Source organism: Microvirga sp. CF3016, assembly GCF_036314085.1.
In the GTDB taxonomy this organism is placed as follows: domain Bacteria; phylum Pseudomonadota; class Alphaproteobacteria; order Rhizobiales; family Beijerinckiaceae; genus Microvirga.
In genome coordinates, this window is sequence record NZ_JAYGGM010000002.1 from 178,495 (window position 1) to 203,994 (window position 25,500).

The 25,500-nt window shown below is 64.9% G+C and carries 22 protein-coding genes; 5 read left to right on the forward strand and 17 right to left on the reverse strand.

Annotated features, from left to right (window positions below; genetic code table 11):
* Positions 1-6: 6 nt before the first annotated feature.
* Positions 7-609 carry an NAD(P)H:quinone oxidoreductase gene (gene wrbA, locus VB672_RS03185; protein ID WP_329782720.1) on the reverse strand — a complete coding sequence of 201 codons (603 nt, stop codon included), beginning with the start codon at positions 607-609 and terminating at the stop codon, positions 7-9.
* 170 nt (positions 610-779) lie between these two features.
* Here wrbA and VB672_RS03190 point away from each other — a divergent pair, with 170 nt between their 5' ends.
* Entirely contained in the window at positions 780-1,727 is a 948-nt protein-coding gene (locus tag VB672_RS03190) for a LysR family transcriptional regulator (protein ID WP_329782721.1), read from the forward strand.
* 170 nt (positions 1,728-1,897) lie between these two features.
* Here VB672_RS03190 and acuI read toward each other — a convergent pair whose 3' ends face one another.
* The 5 genes from acuI to VB672_RS03215 all read right to left on the reverse strand — a co-directional run bounded on the left by acuI (position 1,898) and on the right by VB672_RS03215 (position 8,063).
* On the reverse strand, positions 1,898-2,884 hold the full coding sequence (gene acuI, locus VB672_RS03195; RefSeq protein ID WP_329782722.1) for an acrylyl-CoA reductase (NADPH): 987 nt from the start codon (positions 2,882-2,884) through the stop codon (positions 1,898-1,900).
* An 84-nt stretch (positions 2,885-2,968) separates the two neighbouring features.
* Positions 2,969-4,210 carry an MFS transporter gene (locus tag VB672_RS03200; RefSeq protein ID WP_329782723.1) on the reverse strand — a complete coding sequence of 414 codons (1,242 nt, stop codon included), beginning with the start codon at positions 4,208-4,210 and terminating at the stop codon, positions 2,969-2,971.
* A gap of 142 nt (positions 4,211-4,352) precedes the next feature.
* The gene (locus tag VB672_RS03205; RefSeq protein ID WP_329782724.1) at positions 4,353-5,783 is read right to left on the reverse strand and encodes a M10 family metallopeptidase C-terminal domain-containing protein; all 1,431 of its coding nucleotides are present in this window, start codon (positions 5,781-5,783) and stop codon (positions 4,353-4,355) included.
* 87 nt (positions 5,784-5,870) lie between these two features.
* Positions 5,871-7,103, reverse strand: a complete 1,233-nt coding sequence (locus VB672_RS03210) for a cell wall hydrolase (protein WP_329782725.1) — start codon at positions 7,101-7,103, stop codon at positions 5,871-5,873.
* A 111-nt stretch (positions 7,104-7,214) separates the two neighbouring features.
* Positions 7,215-8,063, reverse strand: a complete 849-nt coding sequence (locus tag VB672_RS03215) for a helix-turn-helix domain-containing protein (RefSeq protein WP_329782726.1) — start codon at positions 8,061-8,063, stop codon at positions 7,215-7,217.
* A 126-nt stretch (positions 8,064-8,189) separates the two neighbouring features.
* On the opposite strand from VB672_RS03215, the gene VB672_RS03220 reads away from it, so the two are divergent.
* Positions 8,190-8,591, forward strand: coding sequence for a hypothetical protein (locus tag VB672_RS03220; protein ID WP_329782727.1), 402 nt, complete (start codon positions 8,190-8,192; stop codon positions 8,589-8,591).
* Positions 8,592-8,646: 55 nt separating this feature from the next.
* Here VB672_RS03220 and VB672_RS03225 read toward each other — a convergent pair whose 3' ends face one another.
* The 4 genes from VB672_RS03225 to ppdK all read right to left on the reverse strand — a co-directional run bounded on the left by VB672_RS03225 (position 8,647) and on the right by ppdK (position 14,907).
* On the reverse strand, positions 8,647-11,409 hold the full coding sequence (locus tag VB672_RS03225) for a PAS domain S-box protein (protein ID WP_329782728.1): 2,763 nt from the start codon (positions 11,407-11,409) through the stop codon (positions 8,647-8,649).
* A gap of 180 nt (positions 11,410-11,589) precedes the next feature.
* Positions 11,590-11,940 carry a GFA family protein gene (locus tag VB672_RS03230; protein WP_329782729.1) on the reverse strand — a complete coding sequence of 117 codons (351 nt, stop codon included), beginning with the start codon at positions 11,938-11,940 and terminating at the stop codon, positions 11,590-11,592.
* Positions 11,941-11,961: 21 nt separating this feature from the next.
* The gene (locus tag VB672_RS03235) at positions 11,962-12,228 is read right to left on the reverse strand and encodes a hypothetical protein (RefSeq protein WP_329782730.1); all 267 of its coding nucleotides are present in this window, start codon (positions 12,226-12,228) and stop codon (positions 11,962-11,964) included.
* On the reverse strand, positions 12,229-14,907 hold the full coding sequence (gene ppdK / locus VB672_RS03240; protein ID WP_329782731.1) for a pyruvate, phosphate dikinase: 2,679 nt from the start codon (positions 14,905-14,907) through the stop codon (positions 12,229-12,231).
* A 210-nt stretch (positions 14,908-15,117) separates the two neighbouring features.
* Here ppdK and VB672_RS03245 point away from each other — a divergent pair, with 210 nt between their 5' ends.
* The gene (locus tag VB672_RS03245) at positions 15,118-17,190 is read left to right on the forward strand and encodes a calcium-binding protein (protein ID WP_329782732.1); all 2,073 of its coding nucleotides are present in this window, start codon (positions 15,118-15,120) and stop codon (positions 17,188-17,190) included.
* Between the two features lie 111 nt (positions 17,191-17,301).
* Here the strand turns inward: VB672_RS03245 and VB672_RS03250 are convergent, their stop codons facing one another.
* The 5 genes from VB672_RS03250 to VB672_RS03270 all read right to left on the reverse strand — a co-directional run bounded on the left by VB672_RS03250 (position 17,302) and on the right by VB672_RS03270 (position 22,876).
* Complete coding sequence (locus VB672_RS03250; protein ID WP_329782733.1) at positions 17,302-17,937, reverse strand: L,D-transpeptidase; 636 nt, start codon at positions 17,935-17,937, stop codon at positions 17,302-17,304.
* Positions 17,938-18,119: 182 nt separating this feature from the next.
* Positions 18,120-20,399, reverse strand: a complete 2,280-nt coding sequence (gene glyS / locus VB672_RS03255; RefSeq protein WP_329782734.1) for a glycine--tRNA ligase subunit beta — start codon at positions 20,397-20,399, stop codon at positions 18,120-18,122.
* Positions 20,400-20,414: 15 nt separating this feature from the next.
* Positions 20,415-20,780 carry an endonuclease domain-containing protein gene (locus VB672_RS03260; RefSeq protein ID WP_329782735.1) on the reverse strand — a complete coding sequence of 122 codons (366 nt, stop codon included), beginning with the start codon at positions 20,778-20,780 and terminating at the stop codon, positions 20,415-20,417.
* A 134-nt stretch (positions 20,781-20,914) separates the two neighbouring features.
* Positions 20,915-21,856 (reverse strand): glycine--tRNA ligase subunit alpha, encoded by a 942-nt coding sequence (locus VB672_RS03265; RefSeq protein WP_329782736.1) that lies wholly within the window; start codon positions 21,854-21,856, stop codon positions 20,915-20,917.
* 135 nt (positions 21,857-21,991) lie between these two features.
* Entirely contained in the window at positions 21,992-22,876 is an 885-nt protein-coding gene (locus VB672_RS03270) for a S49 family peptidase (RefSeq protein WP_329782737.1), read from the reverse strand.
* A 163-nt stretch (positions 22,877-23,039) separates the two neighbouring features.
* Between VB672_RS03270 and VB672_RS03275 the strand changes: the two genes are divergently transcribed.
* On the forward strand, positions 23,040-23,378 hold the full coding sequence (locus VB672_RS03275) for a hypothetical protein (RefSeq protein WP_329782738.1): 339 nt from the start codon (positions 23,040-23,042) through the stop codon (positions 23,376-23,378).
* Positions 23,379-23,406: 28 nt separating this feature from the next.
* On the opposite strand, the gene VB672_RS03280 is transcribed toward VB672_RS03275, so the two are convergent.
* On the reverse strand, positions 23,407-24,147 hold the full coding sequence (locus VB672_RS03280; RefSeq protein ID WP_329782739.1) for a tRNA1(Val) (adenine(37)-N6)-methyltransferase: 741 nt from the start codon (positions 24,145-24,147) through the stop codon (positions 23,407-23,409).
* A complete protein-coding gene (locus tag VB672_RS03285) occupies positions 24,140-24,364 on the reverse strand; it encodes a putative signal transducing protein (RefSeq protein ID WP_329782740.1) in 225 nt (74 codons plus the stop codon). Before VB672_RS03285 ends, VB672_RS03280 begins: the two co-directional genes overlap by 8 nt.
* A 114-nt stretch (positions 24,365-24,478) precedes the next feature.
* Here VB672_RS03285 and VB672_RS03290 point away from each other — a divergent pair, with 114 nt between their 5' ends.
* Positions 24,479-25,498, forward strand: coding sequence for a polyprenyl synthetase family protein (locus VB672_RS03290; protein WP_329782741.1), 1,020 nt, complete (start codon positions 24,479-24,481; stop codon positions 25,496-25,498).
* Positions 25,499-25,500 lie beyond the last annotated feature (2 nt).

Here is a 25,500-nt window from a genome sequence, read left to right on the forward strand (position 1 = left end):
GACTTCTTACTTCGCAGCGAGCTTCGCGGCGATCTGGGCCACGTGCCGGCCTTGGTAGCGAGCGCCGTCGAGGTCGATTTCGGTCGGCTGACGCGAGCCGTCGCCGGCAGCGATCGTGGAAGCACCGTAGGGCGAGCCGCCGCGGATCTGGTCGACGCCCATCTGACCCTGGAAGGAGTAAGGCAGGCCGACCACCACCATGCCGTGGTGCAGCAGCACCGGCAGCGTCGTGAGGATCGTGGCTTCCTGGCCGCCGTGCTGGGTAGCGGTCGACGTGAAGACCGAGCCGACCTTGCCGATCAGCTTGCCCTGTGCCCAGAGGCCGCCGGTCTGATCGAGGAAGTTCTTCATCTGCGCCGTCATGGTGCCGTAGCGGGTCGGCGTGCCGAAGATGATGGCGTCGTATTCCGGCAGCTCGTCGACGGTGGCGATGGGAGCCTTCTGGTCGGTCTTGTAATGGGCGGCCTGCGCCACCTCGGCCGGGACGAGTTCCGGCACGCGCTTCACCACGACTTCGGCGCCGGCTTCGCGGGCACCCTCGGCGGCGGCGTAGGCCATCTGCTCGATGTGACCCCAGGACGAATAATACAGAACCAGAACCTTGGTCATGTGAACTCCGATTGGTTGGAATGAGGCGCAGCGCGTCTGGTCCCCGCCCCGTCTTGCAGTGGGGTGGGAGTGCGTCGCCTGCTGTTGTTGGACGGGATGGAGGATAAGCTTTCCCTGCTGCAAAACCAGTGTTAGATTTGCACGGTCTCTCTTGCGCGAATGCAAAAGCAATGACCAAACAGCAGCATCTCGACTGGGACGATTTCAGGCTCGTGAAGATCATCGCCGAGGCCAACGGCCTGGCCGGTGCCGCCGAGCGGCTTGGCGTCAACCACTCGACGGTTTTCCGCAGGCTCGGCCAGATGGAAGACAATCTCGGGGTCAAGCTCTTCGAGCGCCACCGGACGGGCTATGTCCTCACGCCCGCCGGGGAAGAGATGTCGGCGCTGGCCGAGCAGATGGACGAGAACGTCACCGCCTTTACGCGCAAGCTCGCCGGACAGGCCGTCGCTCCCACCGGAGAGTTGCGGGTCACGACCAACGATACGCTGCTCGTGCACCTTTTGACGCCGATCTTCGCCCGCTTCATCACGGCTTGTCCCGAGATGCGGCTCGACGTGGTGCTCGCCAATCAGGCGCTCAACCTGTCCAAGCGCGACGCTGACGTGGCGATCCGCGCGACCGACGACCCGCCGGAAACCCTCGTCGGACGCCGGGTGGCGACGATTGCCTGGGCGGTCTACGGGCGGGTGGCGGATTTCCCCGATGTCTCGGGCCCCGGCGATGTCAGCCTCACCGACCTGTTCGACCATCACTGGGTTGCGCTCGGCGACAACCTGGCAACCATGAAGGTTGCCCGCTTCGTGCGCGAGCACGTGACGCCGGAAAACATCGTCTACAAGGTCAACACGGTGCTCGGTCTCTCCGAGGCGGTTCAGGCCGGGACCGGCATCGGTCCCCTGCCCTGCTTCATCGCGGATTCGAACCCGGATCTCGTCCGGCTGTCGGATATCAATCCGGATTTCTCGGCGGGCCTGTGGCTCCTGACCCATCCGGACCTGCGCCAATCGGCCCGCGTGCGCGCCTTCATGGATTTCATGGCGGCCGAGATCACCAAGCAGAAGAGATGGATCGAGGGAGCCGGGAAGAAGGCTCCTGCGCCGGCGCCGGTCGCTTAACGGTTGATGAGCTTTCCATCTCCGTCATCACCGGCCTTGTGCCGGTGATCCCGCTTCAGCCGAGCGCGAGCCTCTCCAATCGGGATGGCCGGGCCAAGCCCGGCCATGACGTGAGAGGAATTATCGCATTCTTTCAGACGCGGGCTTGGATCTAAACCGCGGTTTATCGGCTAGCTTATTGCCACCACCACCCGGCCCTTGATCTTGCCCTCGACGATCTCCTTGCCGGCTTCCAGCACACGATCGAGCGGGATCGTCGAGGTCATGGCCGCGAGCGTCTCGTGGTCGAGCTCGCGGGCGATCCGGTTCCAGGCCTCCACCCGCAGGGCCTTCGGGGCCATCACCGAATCGACCCCGAGCAACGCCACGTTGCGCAGGATGAAGGGCGCGACGGTCGCCGGCAGGTCCATCCCGCCGGCGAGGCCGCAGGCGGCGATCGCGCCGCCGTATTTCGTCATGGACAGCACGTTGGCGAGCGTCGTGGAGCCGACCGTATCGACCCCTGCGGCCCAACGCTCCTTGGCGAGCGGCCGCCCGGGACCGGCGAGTTCGCTGCGGTCGAGGATTTCGGCCACACCGAGACCCTTCAGGTAGTCGGCCTCCTCGGGCCGCCCCGTCGAGGCGATCACATGCCATCCGGCCCGGGCGAGGAGCGCCACGGCGACCGAGCCGACGCCGCCGACGGCGCCCGTGACGATGACGGGGCCGCGATCCGGACGAAGCCCATGCCGCTCCAGGGCCATGAGGCAGAGCATCGCGGTATAACCGGCCGTACCGACGGCCATGGCCTGCTCCGGCGACAGCCCTCCGGGCAGCGGGATCAGCCAATCGCCCTTGACCCGCACCTTCTCCGCATAGGCGCCGAGATGGGTCTCGCCTAGGCCCCAGCCGTTGAGCACCACTGCATCGCCCGGCCGGAAATCCGGATGCGAGGAGGTGTCCACGATGCCTGCGAGATCGACGCCCGGAATCATCGGAAAGCGGCGCACCACCGGCGCCTTGCCGGTGAGCGCGAGGCCATCCTTGTAGTTCAGGGTCGAATGTGAAACGCGCACGGTCACGTCGCCGTCCATGAGATCCGCCTCATCGAACGCGCGGATCTCGACGGTCTGCCCGGATTCAATCTTGTCGATGACGACGGCCCTGAACGTGCTCATGCCGATTCCTCCCCTGCCCATTTGTGGCGCGGCGGAGGTTCAGGGCAAGCGTGAAGGCCTTAGCCCTTCGCAGCAGGACAGAGCTTACTCCGCAGGCTGCAAGGCCGGCTCGCGCACGACCGGCTGCTCCTTGATCGGCAGGTTGATCAACGCGGAGGCGAGGCCCAGCAGAACCGAGAGCCACCAGACCATGCTGTAATTGCCGTTGATCTCGTAGAGCAGCCCGCCGAGCCACACGCCGAGGAAGCCGCCGACCTGGTGCGAGAAGAAGGCGAAGCCGTAGAGCATGGCCATGTAGCGGGTGCCGAACATCAGCATCACGAGGGAGGAAGTGGGCGGCACGGTGGAAAGCCAGAGCAGGCCGATCGAGATGCCGAACAGGATCGAGGTCACGGGCGTGGCCGGGATCAGGATGAAGGCGGCGATCGCCACCGAGCGGCCGAGATAGATCCAGGCGAGGAGCCAGCGCTTCGACATGCGGGTGGAGAGCCAGCCCGAGCCCAGGGAGCCGACCGCGTTGGCCAGCCCGATGACCGCCAGCGTCCATCCGCCGACGGCCGCCGAGAGGCCCGCATCCTTCAGGTAGGCCGGCAGGTGCACGGTGATGAAGGCGAGCTGGAAGCCGCAGGTGAAGAAGCCCAGCACCAACAGAACGTAGGAGCGGTGCTGGAAAGCCTCCGTCAGCGCCTGGCGGATCGACTGGTTCGGCACCGCGGCCGCTCCGGCCTGGGCGGCATCTCCGGTCGGCCGGGTGGCGAGTGCGATGGCAAGCGGCATGACGAGGAGGACGCTCGCGGCGAAGACCAGCAGCGCCTGCTGCCAGCCGAAGGCATCGATCAGCACGTTGCCGATGGGCGGGAACAGGAATTGGCCGAAGGAGCCCGCCGCCGTGCCGGCGCCGAAGGCCATGGGCCGCCATTGCTCCGGCAGGAGCTTGCCGAAGGCGCCGAGCACCAGATTGAACGAGCAGCCGGACAGGCCGAAGCCGATGAGCACGCCGGCGCCGAGATGCAGCATGCCGGGCGTGGTGGCATAGGCCATGGCAACGAGGCCGAGGGCGTAGAGAAGCGCCCCGGCACAGAGCACCCGGAAGGCTCCGAAGCGATCCGCAACCGCGCCGGCGAACGGCTGGCCCAGGCCCCAGAGCAGATTCTGGATCGCGATGGCGAAGCCGAAGGTATCCCGGCCCCAGCCATATTCCGTGATCATGGGCAGCTGGAACAGGCCGGAGGATGCCCGCGGGCCGAAGGTGATCAGGGCGATCAGGCAGCCGGCGACGACGATGAGTTCCGGCGAGACGCGGGATCGAGCGGGAGAAGCGGACATGCACACGGCCCTTCAGGGAAGCAGGGGTGCGCAGACTAGCCCAAGTCGCCCATCGGCAACATTGAAAGTTTGTAGGCTTTGGTATGACGCTTTGTGATGGGTGCCGGCAGAAAAGTCAGCCCCGAGTCGCTCTTCCCTGCTCCTAGACGACGAAGAAATCCTGATGTCCGAGCTTCATATGCTTGCCGAGAGTGGCGATTCTCACCTGGGCAGCGCCACCCGAGCCGTCGGCATCGTAAAAGAGCGCTCCGGTCTGCTTGTTGTAGACGATCCGATCCTCGGCATCCTGCGCCTTCGCAGCCTTCACGAACATGTCGGCCTTGAACGCCTTGGGCTTCGACGCGCCGCCGGAACCCAGTGCGCTGAAGATCTTGTTGTCGAGCCGAATCGAATCGTCGGCCGCATTGAAATCCTCGAGCCGGTCGACGTTCCTGCTCTTGTCGGCTTTGCTCTCGAACACGAAGACGTCCTGGCCCACGCCACCGGACAGCCTGTCGTTGCCTGATCCTCCGTGAAGGGTGTCATTGCCTGCACCTCCAAGAAGGGTGTCGGCACCGCCACCACCGCGCAGCACATTTGCGGTGGAATTCCCTTGGAGACGATCGGCGAAGCCTCCGCCGGTGGCGTTCTCGATCATCACGCCGTTTGCGATCGTGTACCCGCCGGCGACCCCTTTCTCGCGGGAGACGAAACCACCCGCGTGGGGATCGCCCTGCAGCAGGGTGGCGGCGCGAAGATCGATGACGACGCCGGCAGATGCCTGAGCGGCGGTGATCGTGTCCCGCCCCCCTGCATCCCAGAGGCAGAACCATCCCCGCTCATCGACCTTCAGGTTCCAGGTCGGCAGCGTGTAGACATCGCTCCCGCGGCCCGCTTCCATGTTCTTGCCGTAGAGAGCCTGCAGCGCCGCGATATCGAAGGCGCCGAGCCCCGCCTGGTTGCCGTAGGACAGATCGTATCCCGTCTCAGCCCATCCGGGATTGTAGGACATGACCGTCCAGATGCCCTGGTTCAAACCATTTGGCCCGACTGCATAGGGGTCCGTGACGCCCGGAAAATTCGTTGCGTCTCCGTATGTGCCGCCATCGTGCGGGTGGGCCAAGCCCATGCCGTGACCGAATTCGTGCATCACCGTGTTGAGTCCGTCGCCCCCGAAATACAGGCTGCTCCAGGACGGCAGTGCAGGGTCGAAATATCCCCAGATCTGGTCCTTGTCCGGCAGCTCGTGCAGGCCGAGCGTGTCGCCCCCCAACGAGGTCTTCCACCAGACGATATCGGCCTCGGCGGCGGAACCGGCGAGCTCGAATGTCAGCCCGCAGACGCTTTCGTAAATCTGGGTGGCGTAGTCGAAGGCGGCCTTCTCGGCGGCGGTCCAGTTCTTGACCGACGCGCCGCTCGTCAGGATGTCACTGGGGCCGTGGACGGCGCTCGCTGCCGCGAAATCTCCGCTTTGGCCGAACCAGACTTTGATCGGCCCGCTGGCAGCATTCCAGGCGGTGTCGCCCCAGACGAGGGAATCCACATACGGATTGCCATAGCCCGCCCCCTGAACAGAACCTCGGATGCTCGCCACGATATCCTCGCCTTCGACGCTTCGCCTCGACCTTGTTAGTACTCTATTACATTTTTTGAGGTGCCGAAGCGCACGAGCGGAGAAATTTTATGTCTGGCCAGGCTTGAGCTTGTAGAAGATGTGCCGTCCGATCACGTCCATCTTCTTCAGGCGGCGTGCCCAGTTGGGTCGAACGTAATTGGCATGGTAATGGGTCGCCCCGCCCACATCGGCCAAGTAGGTCTTGCCCTCGAGAACGGCCCCGGCAACGCTCTTGGCGCGCTCCCATGACTCGGTATCGCGGATGCGCAGGGACTTGCCCTCGCAGGCGAAGGTGAACTGGCAGGCGAGATGGCGGTGGCGGTTCTGGTAGACCACGCCGCAAATGCTGGACGGGTAGAGCCCGCTCTTCACCCGGTTGAGCACCACCTGGGCGACTGCCGCCTGACCTTCCACGGGCTCGCTTCGGGCTTCGAAATAGACGGCTTCCGCAAGGCAGCGCTGCTCCTTGCTCACATTGTCCGGATCGATCAAGTCGACATAGCGGGGGCGATCCGGGTCGTCGCTCTTGGGCAGGATGGACAGGTCGCCATAGCCGCCCCGGTCGAGACGCGGGGATTGCAGAGAGACGGGAGCGGCCGCGATCTCGACGGGCGTCGCCTCGACCGGGGCCGGCGTCGTCGAGGACAGGGCGATCGCACGTTTCACCATGGGGGTTGTCGGGCTTGCCGCGGCCCCCGTGGAGCCCGCGGCAGCGGCCGCAGGCGACTGGACGGAGGTAGCCTGACGCGTCGTGGTGTATTCGGGCGCCTCCCAGGGCTCGAAGACCTGCTCCGTCTCAGGCGCTTCGAGCTGACCTTCCATGAGGACGGTCGGCGGCAGAAGCCGCTCGTCGCGGCTGTAGAGCAGCTTTGTGCTGCCCATCTGATTGAGGGTCGGACGCAATTGGTTGGCGCGCCGGGACAGGGTCGCATGCGGAGCCACGAGCGGGTTGCCCTTCAGCGAGCGGTCCACGACGGCATCGGGACCCGCATCGGCCTTCCTGTCGGCCTTGAGAGGCACGGAATCGGCAGCCTCCTCCGGCAGGTCGTATCGCGGCAGGGTTCGAAGAATGTCACGTTCGATCCCGAGCCTGCCTTCGGCCAGCGAGGTGCCGGTGGGCGGAATGAGGGCGGTCTCGACGAGACGGGCGGTGGCGCTGCGCGGCGTGAAGCTCACGCCGGAATGGAGATCGTTGCTGGCCGATGCCGTGAACGAGATCAGCAATCCCGTCGCCAGCGCCCAGGGTGCCGTCGTGGCGCAGATCCATTTCACCCGAGATCGACGATACGGAAGACGCACGCGCAACACCCTGCAAAAACTCGACACAATCCGGAGCATCCAGCAGGAGGGCTCCAATGTCGTAAAGTTATCGCGGGTTAAGGTTGACGGGTGGTTAAGGCAGAGCAGCCATTATCCGGCTGCCGCTGCGGCAGCTTGACGCTTCTCGGCGAGACGCCGCAGGGACGCACCGCTCTCGGGATCGGCCGGAAAGAAGGCCTCTATGGCCAGTTCCGACAGGGTGACGTCCACCGGCGTGCCGAAGATCGTGGTGGTGCTGAAGAGGGTGAGCACACCCTCCCCCGTCGTGAGCTGAAACGGCACGACGATGCCGGCATAGTCATGGTTCGACTTCGGCGCCCGCGCTGCCGCATCGGGCGTCGGGTAGGACCGCAGTTCCTCGATGAGGCTGGCCAGCACCGCATCGCCTGTCGCATCCACCTGTTGATGCAGGCGGTGGACCAGGTGGTTGCGCCACTCGGTGAAGTTCACGATGCGCCGCGCAAGACCTGCAGGATGGATGCTCAGGCGCAGCACGTTGACCGGCGGCTTCATCAGCGCCGGATCGACATCGCCGATCAGGGACACGAGAGCATCGTTCGCGGACACGAGCGACCAATGCCGGTCTACGGCGAGCGCGGGATAAGGATCGTGCCCTTTGAGCACGAGATCGACGGCGTGGCGCATGCTGGCGAGAGCCGGATCGTCGAGGGAGCGCTGCGAATAGACCGGCGCGAAACCGGCCGAGACCAGCATGATGTTGCGCTCGCGAAGCGGCATGTCGAGCTTCTCCGCCAAGAGCAGCACCATCTCGCGGCTCGGCTGCGAGCGGCCGGTCTCGAGAAAGCTCAGATGGCGGGTGGAGATCTCCGCTTCGAGCGCGAGATCCATCTGGCTGAGGCGCCGGCGCTGGCGCCACTCGCGCAGGTAATCGCCCACATGTCGGTCGGTGTTCACGGGTTGGGTGCTCGCTGATTTCATGAGCGGACCATACCGTGAGGCGGGATCATCTTCCATGACCTCCGAGGTAATCGACTGTGCGCGCTCCTTCCGAAATGCTCGGGACCAGGTTGAGGCTCTCAACCGGTCAACCTCAAGGAGACAGCCATGATGACGATCCAATCCTCTCCGCTTCTTCGCCAAGCCCTCGTGGCCGATGCCACCACCAGCGCTGCCTTCGGCTTGATGCTGCTGATCGGCGCCGGTGCATTGAGCGGCATCTTCGGCTTGCCGGAAATGCTTCTGCGCGTCGCAGGCCTGGTTCTCCTGCCCTACGCAGCCTTCATCGGTTGGCTCGGCCTGCGCGAGGAAATCCAGAAACCCGTGGCCTGGGCGGTGATCCTCGGCAATGCCCTCTGGGTCATCGACAGCGCGCTGCTCCTGGCGAGCGGCTGGGTGGCGCCCACAAGCGCGGGCTATGCCTTCGTGATCGCGCAGGCCCTCGTGGTGCTGATGTACGCGGAGTTCCAGTTCGTCGGTCTGCGCCGGTCGGGAGCCGTTGCGGTTTGAATTGCTCTACCGTCGATCCAGAAGGGTCTGCCCACCGCGGGCAGACCTTTATTGTTCACGAGCCGCGAATGATCGCCTCGATCCGGGTCGCGAGAGTTTCGAGGGTGAAGGGTTTGGCGATGACTTCCATGCCGGGCCCCAGGAACCCGGCCGAGAGAAGATTGCTCTCCACATAGCCGGTCATGAAGAGCACCTTCAGATCCGGCCGTTCCGCCCGGAAGGCATCGGCCAACTGCCGTCCGTTCAAGCCGGGCAGGCCCACATCGGTGAGGAGAAGATCGATCGATTGCCCGGTTTGCAGGATCCCGAGGCCCTGCGGACCGTCCTCGGCCTGAAGGACGCAGTAGCCCTGCTCCTCGAGCATTTCCACGATGAGGTCGCGGACGACACTCTCGTCCTCGACGACGAGCACCGTCTCGTGGGCCTTGGAGCGGGCCGCCAATGCATTCGTGGCGGACGGGTCCTGAGGCTCGATTTCTCCAAGGTACCGGGGAAGGAAGATCTTGACGGTCGTGCCCTGACCTGTCTCCGAAGTGATCCTGACATGTCCGCCGGACTGTCTGACGAATCCGTAGACCATGGAGAGGCCGAGGCCCGTGCCCTGACCGATCGGTTTCGTGGTGAAGAAGGGCTCGAAGACCCTCGCGAGCACGTCGTCCGACATGCCGGATCCGGTATCGGAGACCGACAGCGCAACATATTGCCCGGGCTTCACATCCTGCTGCGTGGCCGCATAGGCCTGATCGAGCTCCACATTCGCCGTCTCGATGACGATGGCGCCTCCGTCCGGCATGGCATCGCGGGCATTGATCACGAGATTGAGCAATGCGCTTTCCAGCTGGTTGGGATCGCAGAGAGTCAGCCAGAGATCACGGCCCGCCTGCAGCTCGACCCGGATCGTCTCGCGCGTCGTGCGCCGGAACAGCTCGTCCATCGATGCCACGAGGCCGTTCGCATCGACAGGCTTCGGGTCGAGCGGCTGGCGTCTGGAAAAGGCGAGAAGGCGATGCGTGAGCGCCGCAGCCCGGTTCGCCGAGGACATGGCGGCATCGACATAGCGTCCGATATCGCCTGACCGCCCCTGCGCCACGCGGGTCTGGATGAGATCCAGGCTGCCGATCACGCCGGTCAGAAGATTGTTGAAGTCGTGAGCGATTCCGCCGGTCAGCTGGCCCACCGCCTCCATCTTCTGCGATTGGCGCAGCGCTTCCTCGGCCTGCTTGAGCGCCTGAGCAGCCTCCTCCTCGGCGGTGATGTCGCGGCCGACCGCATGGATGAAGTGCTCGTCCGACACGGCCGTCCAGGCGATCCAGCGGTAAGACCCGTCCCGGTGGCTAAGCCGGCTTTGGAAGCTGCAGGTGGTCAGAGCGCGCGCAAGCTGTCTGACAGCCATACGAGCATCGCCCTGATCCTCCGGATGGATGAATTCAAGGACGGATGCCTGAATGAGATCGCCGTTCTTCCAATCGAGCATGCGGCTCCAGGCCGGATTGGCCGCAACGATGGTTCCCTTGAGGTCGGCAACAACCATAAGGTCGGTCGAGAGATGCCAGAGGCGATCCCGGTCGCGTGTGCTCTCCTCGACCCGTTTCTCCAATCTGGCGTTCAGATGGACGAGCTCCTCCGCGGCCATTTTCTGGTCGTGGATATCGGTATTCGTGCCGATCCATCGGATGACATCCCCGTCGGGATCCCGGACGGGAACGGCCTTCGACAGGAACCAGCGGTAGGTCTTGTCGCGTGCCCGCTTCAGCCTGATCTCGCTTTCGAACACCATCCCGGCCTGCAGGGCCTGCCGCCAGGCTCGAGCGACAACCGGATAATCGTCCGGATGGACGATGTGCTCCCAGGCGCCGTTCGCCAGATCCTCGAGCGTGATGCCGAGATATTCGGGAAAGCGCCCGTTGGACCACTCGACGGATCCGTCCGGCCCGGCTTCCCACACCTGATGGGGAACGGCCTCGACGAGAGCCCTGAACCGTTCCTCGCTGGCGCGCAGCGCCTCCTCGGAAGCCTTCCGCTCGGTGATGTCCCGGTAGAAGCTGACGATGCCGCCCGGAACCGGGCAGACACGCAGTTCCAGCCACCGGTCTTTCCCGAACCCAAGATAGCGGCGCTCGAACGAGATCTGCACCTGTTCTGCGAGGCATCTTCGATAGGCAGCCTCCAACGCGGAGCCTGCCGACGTGGGCCATGCCTCCCATTGGATTTTGCCGATGATCTCCTCGGCCCGACGCCCGTCATACTTGAGCGCAGCAGGGTTCAGCTTCACGACCCGGAATTCCTCGTCGAAGACGACGAAGCCGTCGCCCAGAACCTCGAGAACCGCCTCCGATCGGGCGTTGCTGGTGCTTAGCTCCTGCTCCCGACGAACGTGCCCGGTCACATCATGGCCCTGAACGGCCACTCCGAGAAGCGTCCTGCCCCCTCCCCAGATGGGCTGGAACGAAAACTCGACGAAGCGCTCCTCGGCCACGCTCCCAGGATCCGCTTGTGAAAGGATGGACACCCGTAAGGGACCTGAGAGTGCAAGGCCGGCACGGGCTTGGTCGAGGTGCTCCCGAAAGCCGGGCCAGTGAGCCAGCGGCGTCTCGTCCAGGGCGCAATCGGCAATGTCCTGGCCCTCGGTGAGTTGCCGAAACGCATTGTTCGTCAGCGCGACGACATCACCCGGGCAACGCAGAAAACAAAAGAAGCCAGGTCCCTGCTGAAGGATGGAGAGAAGCTGCGTACTTGATGCATCGGGCGCATCAAAGCCCTTGGCTGCAGCATGGGCGCCGCGCAAGTCACGAATGACGTCATCCTTCGTAACGCTCAAACTCTCCGGCATCCTGAGCTTTCGCAAAGGCAGCGTCGGTCTTCGAGCCGCCCCCGCCTCTTCTGTCCTGACCAAAAATAGCTGCCCGCGCTAGCGAGAAGGAGCAATGTAAATGATATCTAGTTTCATTTCAATTGCCCTTTGGTCAGGCTCGGCGAGCACCAGGCAGGCCAGCCCGTTTCAGAAACTCCGCCCGTCCACCGGGATGATCTTGATTTGGGACAGATCGACGTCCTCAAGGCAGCGAACGTTGATCGCCGCCGTCGCCTCTCCGGTCGGTTTCCGGCCCTCGCCGAAGGGCGCGCAGCCGCACGTGGCACAGAAGCGGTGCCGGATCGTATGCGAGTTGAAGGTGTAGGTGGAAAGGCTCTCCTCTCCACGCAGAACGGTCAGGGTCTCATGGGGAACGAAGGTGAGGAGATAGCCCTTCCGGCTGCAATGCGAGCAATTGCACTCGAGGGCCTGCTGAAGGTCCAATTCGACCTCGAACGCGACCTTGCCGCAATGGCATGAACCCTTTTGCAGCGCCATCCTTGCCCCTCTTCGCTATCGTTAGCCCAAGGCTATCATCGCGGTCACGATCAGGCCAGCACCGATCACCGCAACGAACCGGTCCGTCATGGTGAGCGGCTCGGCTTTCCCCTGAGCAGCGAGCTGGCCGATCACGAGATCCAGGATCAACGACACGGCAAAAGGCCAGGCCGCCGGCGGAACGGCGGACTGCTGCAGGTGGGGCTGCCGCCACATGAGGAACCCGATGGCGATGCCGGAAACCAGCACCGCCCCGATATACAGAAGACGCACGCGAGACAGGGCCATTTAAGCCTGGCTCGCGGCCTTGTTGCCGAGCGCCGCCTGCGCGGCGGCAAGCCGTGCGATCGGCACGCGATACGGCGAGCAGGACACGTAGTCGAGCCCGACCGACTGGCAGAAGTGGATCGACGCCGGATCGCCGCCATGCTCGCCGCAGATCCCGAGCTTGATATCGCCACGGGTCTTCTTGCCGCGCTCGACCGCCAGCTTCACCAGTTCGCCCACGCCTTCCTGATCGATGGTGACGAACGGATCGGCCGGCAGCAGCCCCTTCTGGGTGTAAGGGCCAAGGAACGAGGCCGCATCGTCGCGCGAGATGCCGAGCGTCGTCTGCGTCAGGTCGTTGGTGCCGAAGGAGAAGAACTCCGCCGATTCCGCGATCTCGCCGGCCCGCAGGGCCGCGCGCGGCAGCTCGATCATCGTGCCGACCTGATACTCGACTGTCACGCCGCTTTCCTGGGCCACCGCTTCCGCCATGGCGACGATCCGCTCCTTCACAAGGTCGAGTTCCGCCTTCGTCATGACGAGCGGCACCATGACCTCCGGTACGACAGGCTGGCCCGTCGTGCGACCTGCTTCCACGGCCGCCTCGAAGATGGCGCGCGCCTGCATTTCGGCGATCTCGGGATAAGCGACAGCCAGGCGGCAGCCGCGGAAGCCGAGCATCGGGTTGAACTCGTGCAGCTCGCGGGCGCGGTGCCTGAGCTTGTCGACGGAGGCGTTCATGGCCTTCGCCACCTCCTCCATCTCGTCTTCCGAATGCGGCAGGAACTCGTGCAGCGGCGGATCGAGCAGGCGGATCGTGACCGGCAGGCCGCTCATGATCGAAAACAGCTCCACGAAGTCCTTGCGCTGCATCGGCAGCAGCTTGGCGAGCGCAGCACGGCGGCCGGCCTCGTCATCGGAGAGAATCATCTCGCGCACGGCGACGATCCTGTCGCCCTCGAAGAACATGTGCTCCGTGCGGCACAGGCCGATGCCTTCCGCGCCGAAATTGCGCGCGGTCTTGGCGTCGAGGGGCGTCTCCGCATTGGCGCGCACCTTCATGTGGCGCACCTTGTCGGCCCAGCCCATGAGCGTTGCGAACTCGCCGGAGAGTTCCGGCTCCAGCATCTTCACCTGGCCCAGCAGCACCTGGCCGTTGGAGCCGTCGATGGTGATGATCTCGCCCTTCTTCAGGGTCTGGCCGGCGACGGTCAGCGTCTGTGCAGCATAATCCACGCGGATCGAGCCTGCGCCCGACACGCAGGGCTTGCCCATGCCGCGGGCGACCACGGCCGCGTGCGAAGTCATGCCGCCGCGGGTGGTCAGAATGCCTTCCGCCGCATGCATGCCGTGGATGTCCTCCGGTGAGGTCTCGACGCGCACCAGGATGACCTTCTGGCCGGCCTTCTTGGCGGCTTCCGCATCGTCCGAGTTGAACACGATCGCGCCCGAGGCCGCGCCGGGCGAGGCAGGCAGGCCCGTGGCCAGGATCTTGCGCTCGGCCTTGGGGTCGATGGTGGGGTGAAGCAGCTGGTCGAGGGCGGCCGGCTCCACGCGGGTCACGGCCTCCTCCTGGGTGATCAGGCCCTCGGAGGCCAGCTCCACGGCGATGCGCAGCGCGGCTTTCGCCGTGCGCTTGCCGTTGCGGGTCTGGAGCATCCAGAGCTTGCCGGTCTCCACCGTGAATTCCATGTCCTGCATGTCACGGTAATGCTTCTCGAGGATGCCGTAGATGCGCACCAGCTCGTTGTAGGCCTCGGGCATGGCCCGTTCCATGGAAGGCTTGTCGGAGCCGGACGCGATCCGCGCCTTTTCGGTGATGTCCTGCGGGGTGCGGATGCCCGCCACCACGTCCTCGCCCTGGGCGTTGATGAGGAACTCGCCGTAGAGCTCCTTCTCGCCGGTGGAGGGATTGCGGGTGAAGGCCACGCCCGTGGCGGAGGTCTCGCCCATATTGCCGAAGACCATGGCCTGCACGTTCACGGCCGTGCCCCAGCTCGCCGGGATGGCGTGCAGCTCACGGTACTTGATGGCGCGGTTGTTCATCCAGGAGCCGAACACGGCCCCGATGGCGCCCCAGAGCTGCTCCTGCGGCTCCTGCGGGAAGGGTTTGCCCAGCTCCTTCTCGACCAGCGCCTTGTAGCGCGGAAGGATGGCCTTCCAGTCCTGGGCCGTCATGTCCGTGTCGAGCGAGTAGCCCTTGCGGTCCTTGAATTCGTCGAGGATCTCCTCGAAGTGATGGTGTTCCAGGCCCAGCACCACGTTGGAATACATGGTGATGAAGCGGCGGTAGCTGTCATAGGCGAAGCGCTCGTCGCCGGCGCCCTTGGCCAGCGCCTCGACGGTGACGTCGTTGAGGCCGAGATTGAGCACGGTGTCCATCATGCCGGGCATGGAGGCCCGGGCGCCGGAGCGGACGGAGACGAGCAGCGGGTTCTCGGCATCGCCGAAGGTGCGGCCCGTGAGGCGGCCAATGTAAGCGAGGGCGCTCTCGACTTGACCCTTCAGCTCCTCCGGATAGGAGCGGCCGTGGTCGTAGTAATAGGTGCAGACCTCGGTCGTGATGGTGAAGCCCGGAGGCACCGGCAGTCCCAGATTGGACATCTCGGCCAGATTGGCCCCCTTGCCGCCCAGCAGGTTCTTCATCCCCGCCTGGCCCTCGGCCTTACCGTCCCCGAAGGTATAGACCCACTGCGTCATCGCTCGATCCCCTGGCTCTGAATACGCCCTGCTGCAGCGCAGGTGTTGGCTTGAAGCATGTAGAGCCCAAACGCAAGCTGAACAGCCACGGTTGCGGCGTCCTGGCTCATGAGCGCTCTGGGAACAGTCGCGCTACGTTACCCTCGAAAGCGAGAGTTCCACGGCATCTGCAACTTTATTAGGAGAAAGGTGGTTTCAAAGGATACCTGCGTGCCTTCCCCATTCGTCATCACCGCCGACCAGTTTACGACTTTCACCCTGACTGCCGATCACAGCTCGGTCACCGTCAATCCGGGGATCATCGTCGCGGGCCCCCATAACGGCACAGGCTTCGCTATCGACGCCACGGCAGGCTTCGGGGGCACCATCACGGTTCACGGCTCCCTGACCGCCAGCGGCGGAATCTACGATCCATCGACAACACGGAATTCCTATAACGTCACGATCTCTTCTGCCGGCTCGATTGCAGCGACCAATGGTTATGGCATTGCCCTGCAGAAGCAGGCCCACGTCGTCAACCATGGCACGATCACCGCCACGAAGGTCGGCATCAGCATCGGCGACGGCAGCAGCGTGGTGGTGAATACCGGCTCGATCACAGCGGACGAAGGCATCCGGACCTTCGGGCATGGTACGATCATCGGAAATGCCGGGACACTGCAGGCAAGGGACGGGATGGTGATCATCGGGAACGACTGCACGATCACCAACAGTGGCACCATCAAGGCTACCGGATACGGAATTGTCCTGGCTGCAGGCACCGGCTTCTCCACCGTGGTGACCAATACGGGCATGATCCAAGCCGATGGCTTGGCCTTTCTGGGCAACGCGGCAGGCAATGTCTTCGTCAATCGCGGCGCCATCACGGGCCACATCGATATGCGCGACGGGGATGACCTGTTCGACGGCCGTTCGGGAACGATCGCGGGAACCGTCCTCCTGAGCTCCGGGAATGACAGGGCATTCGGCGGCTCCGGAAACGAAACGTTTTCCGATGGTCTCGGCAACGACATGATCGACGCCGGAGACGGCATCGACACGCTGACCTACGACCTGTCGACGGATCCGAACGTCGCGGTAACGGTCGACCTGAACCTGACGACTACGCAGGACAATGCCTGGGGGTCCGACGTTTTTCTGAACTTCGAGAACGTGACCGGCGCCGCGGGCAACGACACGATCGGCGGCAACGATGTCGACAATGTCCTGAAAGGCCTTGGCGGCGCTGACAGCCTGACCGGCAGGGGCGGCAACGATACGCTGATCGGCGGTGCAGGAAACGACGTCCTCGATGGGGGCGACGGAAACGACACGGCGGAATTCAGCAGCGCGAACAGCGCGATCGTGGACCTGAGGTTTGAGGTCCTGCAGGATACGGGGCTGGGCAACGACATCCTCATCGGGATCGAGAATCTCGTCGGCGGATCTGCAAGCGACAGGTTCACGGGCAGCGCGGCGGCCAATGAGCTGAGGGGCGGCGGTGGAGCCGACATGCTCTCCGGCGAAGCCGGGGACGACAGCCTGAACGGCGGAGCCGGCAATGACGTCCTCGATGGGGGCGCCGGACGCGACACGGCGGTCTTTTTCGGCACGCGCAGCAGCTACACCATCGTGGCGAACTCGGACGGCTCGTTCACCGTCACGGATCTGGTTGCGAACGGAGACGGCGCAGATGTGCTGCGCAATGTCGAGGCGGTCCGCTTCGCCATCAGCGGCGAGACGATCGATCTGGCCAGCCCGAAGCCGCCCCCGGAGCCTCCCGTCACGCCTCCCCCGAACCCGCAGCCGACATCCCAGGTGCTGCTGGGGACGAGCGGAGCCGACCGCCTCACGGGCGGCCAGGGCAACGACACTCTCCTCGGCAAGGCGGGCAAGGATGCTCTGACGGGCGGCTCGGGCCAGGACGCTTTCGTGTTCGATATCAAGCTCACGGCCAGGACTGTGGCGAACAACAAGGACACGATCGTCGACTTCGGGCCCCTCTATGACTCGCTCTACTTCGACGATGCGGCCTTCGGCAATGCGGCCATCGCCAAGTACCTGAAGGGCCAGAACGCCGCGCTCGACAAGGCCATCGTTATCAAGAAGGGCTGGTTCGCTCTCGGCGAAGCGAAGCAGAAGGACGACTTCTTCATCGCCAAAAAGGTAAACTCGAAGACGTATAAGCTGTTCTTCGATGCCGACGGCTCGGGCGCGAAGCACAAGGCCCTGGAGATCGCCACCGTGAAGCTCCAGAACGGCGAAGGCTCGGCCCTCACCCACAAGGATTTCTTCCTCGTCTGAAGACGGAGGCGCGACACTGTGCCTCTCCGTCCGGATGCCCGATAAGTCCCCAAAGAAAAACCCGCCGGAGCAGAGGCCCCGGCGGGTCTAAACCTGCGATGTCGTGCGGCCTCAGACCCGATACCGCCCGTTGCGCTTCACGTAGACCGTGGTGCCGACGGGGACGCGCTCGTAGAGATCGGCGACATCCTCGTTGAGCATGCGCACGCAGCCTGAGGAGACCTGCTCGCCGATGCTCCACGGCTCGTTGGTGCCGTGGATGCGGAAGAGCGTGTCGGCGCCGTTCTGGTGCAGATAGAGGGCGCGGGCGCCGAGCGGATTGTCGAGACCGGCTTCCATGTAGCGCGGCAGTTCGGGCTTGATCCCGACCATGGTCTTGGTGGGCGACCAGTTCGGCCAGACGCCCTTGCGACCGACGGTCGCGATGCCGCGCCAGGAGAAGCCCTGCTTGCCGACGCCGACGCCGTAGCGGATCGCCTTGCCCTCGGGCTGGACGAGATAGAGCATGCGCTCGTCGATATCGACCACGATGGAGCCCGGCTTCTCGGGTCCCTTGTACTCCACCGTCTGGCGGGCGTATTTCGCGTCCATCTTGCGCCGGTCGACCAGCGGAATGTTGTGCGGCTTGTCCGGCATCATGCCGACATACCAGGCGGAATCGTCCGCCGTGGCGACCGGCTGCTGGGCGGTCTGGCAGGCAGCGAGGGGCGCGCCCAGAAGAGCGGCGATCAGGAGGCGTCGAATCATGTTCGGTCTTCTGAATTGAAACGGTTGCCGCCTACCTAGAGCCTGGGCGTCCGATTGGCTGTGCCCCTCAGGCCACACCTTAACATGAATTAACCCGGGAGGGCCGCCGCATGCGCGCGGCGCAACCCTCGTCGTTTCCTGGACCGACCTACCGCAGGGCGATGCCCTTTCGGCGGACGGGACTAGCCCTCGATGTGCGAGAAATCCGCCACCGTGCGGGTCGCCTCGCGGATGCTGTTGAGGAGCCGCAGGCGGTTCGCCCGAAGGCCTGCATCGTCCGCGTTCACGGTCACCTTGTCGAAGAAGGCGTCGACAGGCTGGCGCAGGCGGGACAGGGCGCGCATTGCCCCCTCGAAATCCTCCGCCGCGACCGCAGCGGCGCCCTCGCGCTTCGCTCCGTCGAGAACCACGGCGAGCGCCTTCTCCTCGATCTGGCCTTGGTCGTTGACGATCTGGAGGTCCGGCGCCTCGTCGTAGGGGCGCCCATCCTTCTTCTCCTCGATGCGCAGGATGTTGGCCGCGCGGCGATAGCCGGCGAGCAGATTCCGGCCGTCCTCGGTGTCGAGGAAGCGACCCAGCGCCTCCACGCGGCGGACGATCATGAGCAAGTCGTCCTGCCCTTCGAGCGCGAACACGGCATCGATGAGATCGTGCCGCGCGCCCTGGTCGCGGAGATAGACCTTCAGGCGATCGGCGAAGAAGGAGAGGAGATCCAATGCGCGAGCATGCATGAGACGCGCAAGCGTCTCACCTTCGACAATCTGCCGTTGCCGGAAGATTGCAGCCAATTCGGCGACGGAAGGATGTTCAACGACAGGAGCAAACGGGCTCTGCTCAATAGCGTCGACAAGCTCCTTCGCTTTGAGAAATTCCGCGAAGAGAGCCGCATTGGCTGTCCTGGCAAAAGGCTTCGCAAGCAGGCTGGTGAGAGAAAGCTTGAGATTGTTCTCCAGCACCAGCCTGATCACACCCAACGCCGCGCGACGCAGCGCATAGGGATCCTTCGATCCCGTCGGCTTCTCGTCGATGGCCCAGAAGCCCACGAGGGTGTCGATCTTGTCGGCGAGTGCGACGGCGACCGACACTGGGTCAGTCGGCACGCGGTCGGAGGGACCGAGCGGCTTGTAGTGTTCCTCGATGGCCGCCGCGACGGACGAATGCTCGCCCTGCAGCGTCGCGTAGTAGCGGCCCATGAGGCCCTGCAGCTCGGGGAACTCGCCCACCATCTCGGTGACGAGATCGGCCTTGGCGAGGCGTGCGGCGCGCTCCGCAAGTTCAGGATCGGCGCTGACCATGGGCGCGAGCTCTTTGCTGAGCGCTGCAATGCGCTCCACGCGCTCGTATTGCGTGCCGAGCTGCTCGTGGAACACGATTGATTTCAGCTTCTCCAGCCGGTCTTCCAGCTTCACCTTCTGGTCCGTTTCCCAGAAGAACTTGGCGTCGGAGAGACGGGCGCGCACCACGCGCTCGTTGCCGCCGACGATCGTCTCGCCGCCATCGGCCGCGACGAGGTTGGAGACAAGGATGAACCTGTTCGCAAGCGCGCCCTGCTCTCCTCCCCCTTGTGGGGAGGGGGATGGCTGGCGCAGCACGAAGCATTTCTGGTTCGCCCGGATGGTGGTGCGGATCACCTCCGGGGGGATGTCGAGGAAGGCTTCGTCGAAGGAGCCCATGAGCACCACGGGCCATTCCACGAGACCGGCGACCTCTTCCAGAAGGCCTTCGTCCTCGACGAGGTCGAGGCCCTGCGCGAAGGCGAGATCCTTGGCGTCGTGCAGGATGATGTCCTTGCGGCGATCGGCATCGAGCACGACCTTGGCGCGCTCCAGCCCCTGAACGTAATCGCCGAAATGTTTCACGTGGAACAAATCAGGAACAAGAAAGCGGTGGCCACGGGTTGCATTGCCCGACGCGATGCCGTCGACCTCGAAGCGCACCACCTCCGGATCCTCGGTCTCGGGCCCGAAGGTGCAGATGATGGAATGGAGCGGGCGCACCCAGCGGAGCGAGCCGGGCTCGCGCGAGGCCGCGCCCCAGCGCATGGATTTCGGCCACGGAAAATTCTTGATGATGCCCGGCAGGATCTCGGCCAGCACGTCCGGCGTCGAGCGGCCGGGCTTCTCGATGACGGCGACGTAGAACTCGCCCTTCTTGGGATCGCTTTCGATCCTCGCCTGCTCGATGGAGGCGAGCCCTGCCCCCTTCAGAAAGCCCTGGATCGCCGCATCGGGCGAGCCGACGCGCGGGCCTTTGCGCTCTTCGCGCACGTCCTGGCCCTTCACGGGCAGGCCGGCCACATGGAGCGCCAGCCGCCGCGGCGTGGCGAAGGCCTTCGCGCCCTCGTAGAGGAAGCCGCGCTCCACGAGCGCATCGGTCACAAGCTTCTTCAGATCCTCCGCCGCGCGGCGCTGCATGCGGGCGGGGATTTCTTCGGAAAAGAGTTCGAGGAGAAGATCGGGCATCGGTGGTTCGCCGCTCTATTCCCCTCCCCCTTGTGGGGAGGGGTTAGGGGTGGGGGTGTCGGCGCCAGCGCCGGTCGAGGGTGCGGTGTAAAGAGCCGCATAGATCGTGTCGAGCACGACGTCGATCTCGTTCATCACTTCATGGTTCCAAAATCGAAGAACCTTGTAGCCTTGCATTCTCAGCCACGCGCTTCGCGCCGCATCGGATTGAAGACCGCTCTCAAACCCGTGCTGGCTTCCATCGACTTCCAGAATCAACCTGGCGCTGTGGCAGACGAAGTCCGCCACATATGGGCCGACCGGCGCCTGCTTGCGGAAATGAGTAGCGGCAAGCGGAACACGCTTCAGGTGCCACCAGAGACGCCTCTCGGCATCCGTCATCCGTCTGCGGAGGGCTCTAGAGCGACGTGTTCCTGCTTTTGTCGTTCGGAGCATGGGAGCTTGGAGCTTGGTCTTGCAGAGCCGACACCCCCACCCTAGCCCTCCCCTCAAGGGGGAGGGAATACGGTGGTGTTTCACGCCGCCACGCCTCCGCCCTCGGTCTTCAGCCATGCGGCGCCGCAGGCCTTCGCCAGTTCGCGGACGCGCAGGATGTAGCTCTGGCGCTCGGTGACGGAGATCACGCCGCGGGCGTCGAGCAGGTTGAACACGTGGCTGGCCTTGATGCACTGGTCGTAGGCCGGCAGCGCCATCAGGTGGCGGTTGTCGTTGGACCCGGGCTTCGGCTCGCCGGCCTCCAGATACTTGCGGCAGGCGGCCTCCGCGTCGCGGAAGTGGCGGAACAGCATCTCCGTGTCGGCATACTCGAAATTATGGCGCGAATATTCCTGCTCGGCCTGCAGGAACACGTCGCCGTAGGTGACCTTCTGGTCGCCGTCGAGCCCGTTGAAGTTGAGGTCGTAAATCGATTCCACGCCTTGCAGGTACATGGCGAGGCGCTCGAGGCCGTAGGTCAGTTCACCGGCCACCGGCGAGCACTCGAAGCCGGCCACCTGCTGGAAATAGGTGAACTGCGACACTTCCATGCCGTCGCACCAGCATTCCCAGCCTAAGCCCCAGGCGCCGAGCGTCGGGCTCTCCCAATCGTCCTCGACGAAGCGGATGTCGTGGACGGAGGTATCGATCCCGATCGCCTTCAGCGAGCCGAGATAGAGCTCCTGCAGGTTCGGCGGGTTCGGCTTCAGGATCACCTGGAACTGGTAATAATGCTGGAGCCGGTTCGGGTTCTCGCCGTAGCGCCCGTCCTTGGGGCGGCGTGAGGGCTGCACATAGGCCGCGCGCCAGGGCTTGGGGCCCAGAGCCCGCAAGGTGGTGGCGGGATGGAAAGTGCCCGCACCGACCTCCATGTCGTAGGGCTGGAGGATGACGCAGCCCTGCTCGGCCCAGTAGCGCTGGAGCGTGAGGATCAGGCCCTGGAAGGAGCGCGCAGGGTTCATATGCGCGGGTTCGCTCGTCATGTCGGCGTCCGGTTTGTCTCAAGAAATGTCAGGCGAACCCTTGGGATGACGGGCCGTCCAAGTCAAGCGTCGCACGTAATCCCCTCCCCCTTGCGGGGAGGAGGGCTGCGTAGCGCCCCGGAAGACGGAGGGTGGTTACAATCCCAGCCGCGCCCAGGCGGCCCGCTCCTCGAGGGCGCCGACGATCTCGCCGGGATCGATGAGGCTGCTCTGCCCGAGCGAGCGCCGGCCCAGAAGGCGGCCGAGCAGCGGCGGGCGGGCTGGCTCGATCATGCGGAACCGGACCTTGTCGCCGAAGCGCTGGCGCAGGATGGTGCGGATGTCGCCGAGCCCGTCGACGAGGCCGAGGTCGAGCGCCTCCGCCCCGACCCAGAAGGCGCCGGAGAAGAGATCGTCGTAGGAATCGTTGAGCTTTTCACCCCTGCGGTCCTTCACCAGGCCGACGAACACGTCGTGGATCTGGCGCTGGAGCCCCTTCAGGCGCACCACGTCGTCCGGGTTCTCTGGCCGGAACGGATCGAGCATCGCCTTGCTCTTGCCGGCCGTGTGCACCCGCCGCTCGACGCCGATGCGCTCGATCAGCTCGTGAAAGCCGAAGCTCGCGGAGACGACCCCGATGGACCCGACGATGGAGGCCGGATCGGCATAGATCTCGTCCGCCGCGCAGGCGATCATGTAGCCACCGGAGGCCGCCGCATCCTCCACGAAGGCGATGACGGGGAGCTTCTTCTCCTCGGCAAAGGCGCGGATCCGCTTGAAGATCAGATGCGACTGCGCGGCCGAGCCGCCCGGCGAGTTGATGACCAGCGCCACCGCCTTCGCGCCCGGAACCGAGAAGGCGCGCTCCAGCAGGGGCGCGACACTCTGCATCGCAAGCCCCTGGCGCAGGGGCATCACGGCCCCGATGGGCCCCGAGAGGCGCACCACGGGCACGATGGGATGGGTATAGGTGCGAAACTTGGCAGGGAGGAGGAATTGCAGACGAGCCGGGACCATGGACGAGAACGATGTTTGAGCCATGGCTGTTATGTAGGGTGCACGGCCCGGCTTCCCAAGATGAACATACCGTTAGGGAAATTGTCGGGCTGCGTTCAGTTAAGACGGTTTAAATCTTCATCATGGACAACAGCCCGGTCGTGACACCATTGCAACTGGTGTCGGGGCGGAGTTGAGGAGAGAATGAATGCGTAAGCTGATGTTCGGCCTTCTTGGTTTTGCGGCGCTGGGCTTCGGCGCTTTGTCGGTGCAGCCGGCCGAGGCGCAGCCCTATTATCCAGGCTACGGATATGGCTATCGTCCGGTGGTCGAGCGCTATTACGGCCGTCCCCGTCCGGTCGTGCGTGTCCAATACGGACGTCCCTATTACGGGCGCCCCTATTACGGACGTCCGTACCGGGCCTATCGGCCGGTTCGCACGGTGCGCCGCTGCTGGGTCGAGCCCCGCCGCGTCTGGAACGGCTACCGCTGGGTACGCCGCCCGATCGAGGTCTGCCGCACAGTGCGCAGGCCGGGCCGCTGGTAAATCCTAAGGGCGCCGCAAGGCGCCCTTTTTATAGGAGCGTGGCTTCGCCCCGATGAAGCGCCTCAGCCTGCGGGGTGAAGCGGCCGTCAGGCCCGTTCAGGATCACTGGCGGCAGGATGCTCAGGGGCGACCGGCTGCCCTTGATGCCAGAGACGAGGAAGCGGATCGCAGGGCGGTCGGCACTTGGATGGACGAGGCGGATCTCAAGGCCTCCGAACCATTTTTCCAAAGCATGAAGGCATTCGGCCATCCGGTCCGCCCGGTGGATCATCATCAGGCGCCCTTTCGGCTTTAAGAGCCCCGCGCAGGCCTTGAGCCAGGCTTCCAGGCCGCCCGCCGGCAGGACATGGGCCGCCGCCCTGCCTTGGTCGGGCGAGATTCGCGCCTGCCCCTCCTCGAGGAACGGGGGGTTGGTCAGGACGAGATCCGCGCTCTCAGGGATCAGGCCCGCGGCTTGGCGCGAGGCCTTGTCGAGCACGTCCGCGACAGCAATCGCGCCCTCGATGCCGTTGTTCCGGCAGTTCTCACGGCACAAGGCGGCAAGGTGAGAATCCCGTTCGACGAAGACGAAGCGGGCACTCCGCTCCCGGACCGCCACCATGAGACCGACGGCACCCGTCGCCGCGCCCACATCCGCCACCACGTCACCGGGCCTCACCGGCGCCGAGGCGGCGAGCAGCACCGCATCGGTGCCTGCCCGATGCCCCGTTTTCGGCTGGGCGAGGCGGATGCGCCCGCCGAGGAGGAGATCGTCCGTCACCTCATTCATGCCGCAACTCGGCCGCGAGGCCGGCCTCGGCGATCAGACGGCGCGCCTGGGCCAGATGATCCTGGGGCACGAGGATCCGGCGCGGAAAGGCGCCGATCATGCCCTCCAGGGCGCTCATGTGCATATCGGCCACGAGCACGGGGATGTTGGCGTTTTCCAGGAGGGATTGTAGGAAGCCGATCAGAACGAGGTCGTTGGTGCGGACGATTTCGACCATCGGGCTGAGATCCTTCCCTTGCGGTAAGCGTTTGCATTGCAGCATGGAAAATGCCATGCCACGGTGACTGATATTCCTACCGGCCAAGCCGGCCGGCAACCCGGGTAGTGAGACGTGGGCGTCGTCGTTCCGTTCGAAGACAAGCATCCCGAGAAGAATGCGAGCATCGAGAAGCTCGTGTCCCTTGTGGCCTCCGACATGGAACGGGTCAATGCGATGATCCTGTCGCGCACGGGCTCCGAGGTCACGATGATCCCGGAGGTGGCGAACCACCTCATCTCCTCCGGCGGCAAGCGCCTGCGGCCCATGCTCACCCTGGCGACAGCCGATCTGTCCGGCTACCAGGGCGACGGGCACGTGAAGCTCGCGGCCTCCGTCGAGTTCATGCACACCGCCACCCTCCTCCACGACGACGTGGTGGACGAGAGCGACATGCGCCGGGGCAAGATCGCGGCCCGAATCAAGTGGGGCAACGAGGCGAGCGTGCTCGTCGGCGACTTCCTGCTCGGCCAGGCCTTCCGCATGATGGTGGAGGTGGGCTCGCTGCGCGCCCTCGACATCCTGTCCGCCGCCGCGACCGTGATCGCCGAGGGCGAGGTGATGCAGCTCGCCGCCGCCAAGAACACCGAGACCACCGAGGACGAGTACCTCGCCGTGATCCGCGGCAAGACGGCGGAGCTCTTTGCCGCCGCCTGCGAGGTCGGGCCCGTCATCGCCGGCCGTCCCAAGGCCGAGCAGGCCGCCTGCCGCTCCTACGGGATGAACCTCGGCATCGCCTTCCAGCTCGTGGACGATGCTCTCGATTACGGCGGCAAGGCCGCGACGCTCGGCAAGAACGTGGGCGACGACTTCCGGGAAGGAAAGATCACCCTGCCCGTGGTCCTGTCCTTCCGCCGCGGCACCGACGAGGAGCGCGCCTTCTGGAAGCGCGTGCTGGAACAGGGCGAGATCGAGGATGCGGATCTCGAGCAGGCCATTGCCATCATGCGCCGCCACCGGGCCCTGGAGGACACGGTCGAGCGGGCCCGCCATTACGGCGCCATGGCCCGCGATGCGCTCGCCCTCTTTCCATCGGGCCCGATGAAGCAGGCCCTCCTCGACGCGGTCGATTTCTGCATCGCCCGCGCCTATTGAGC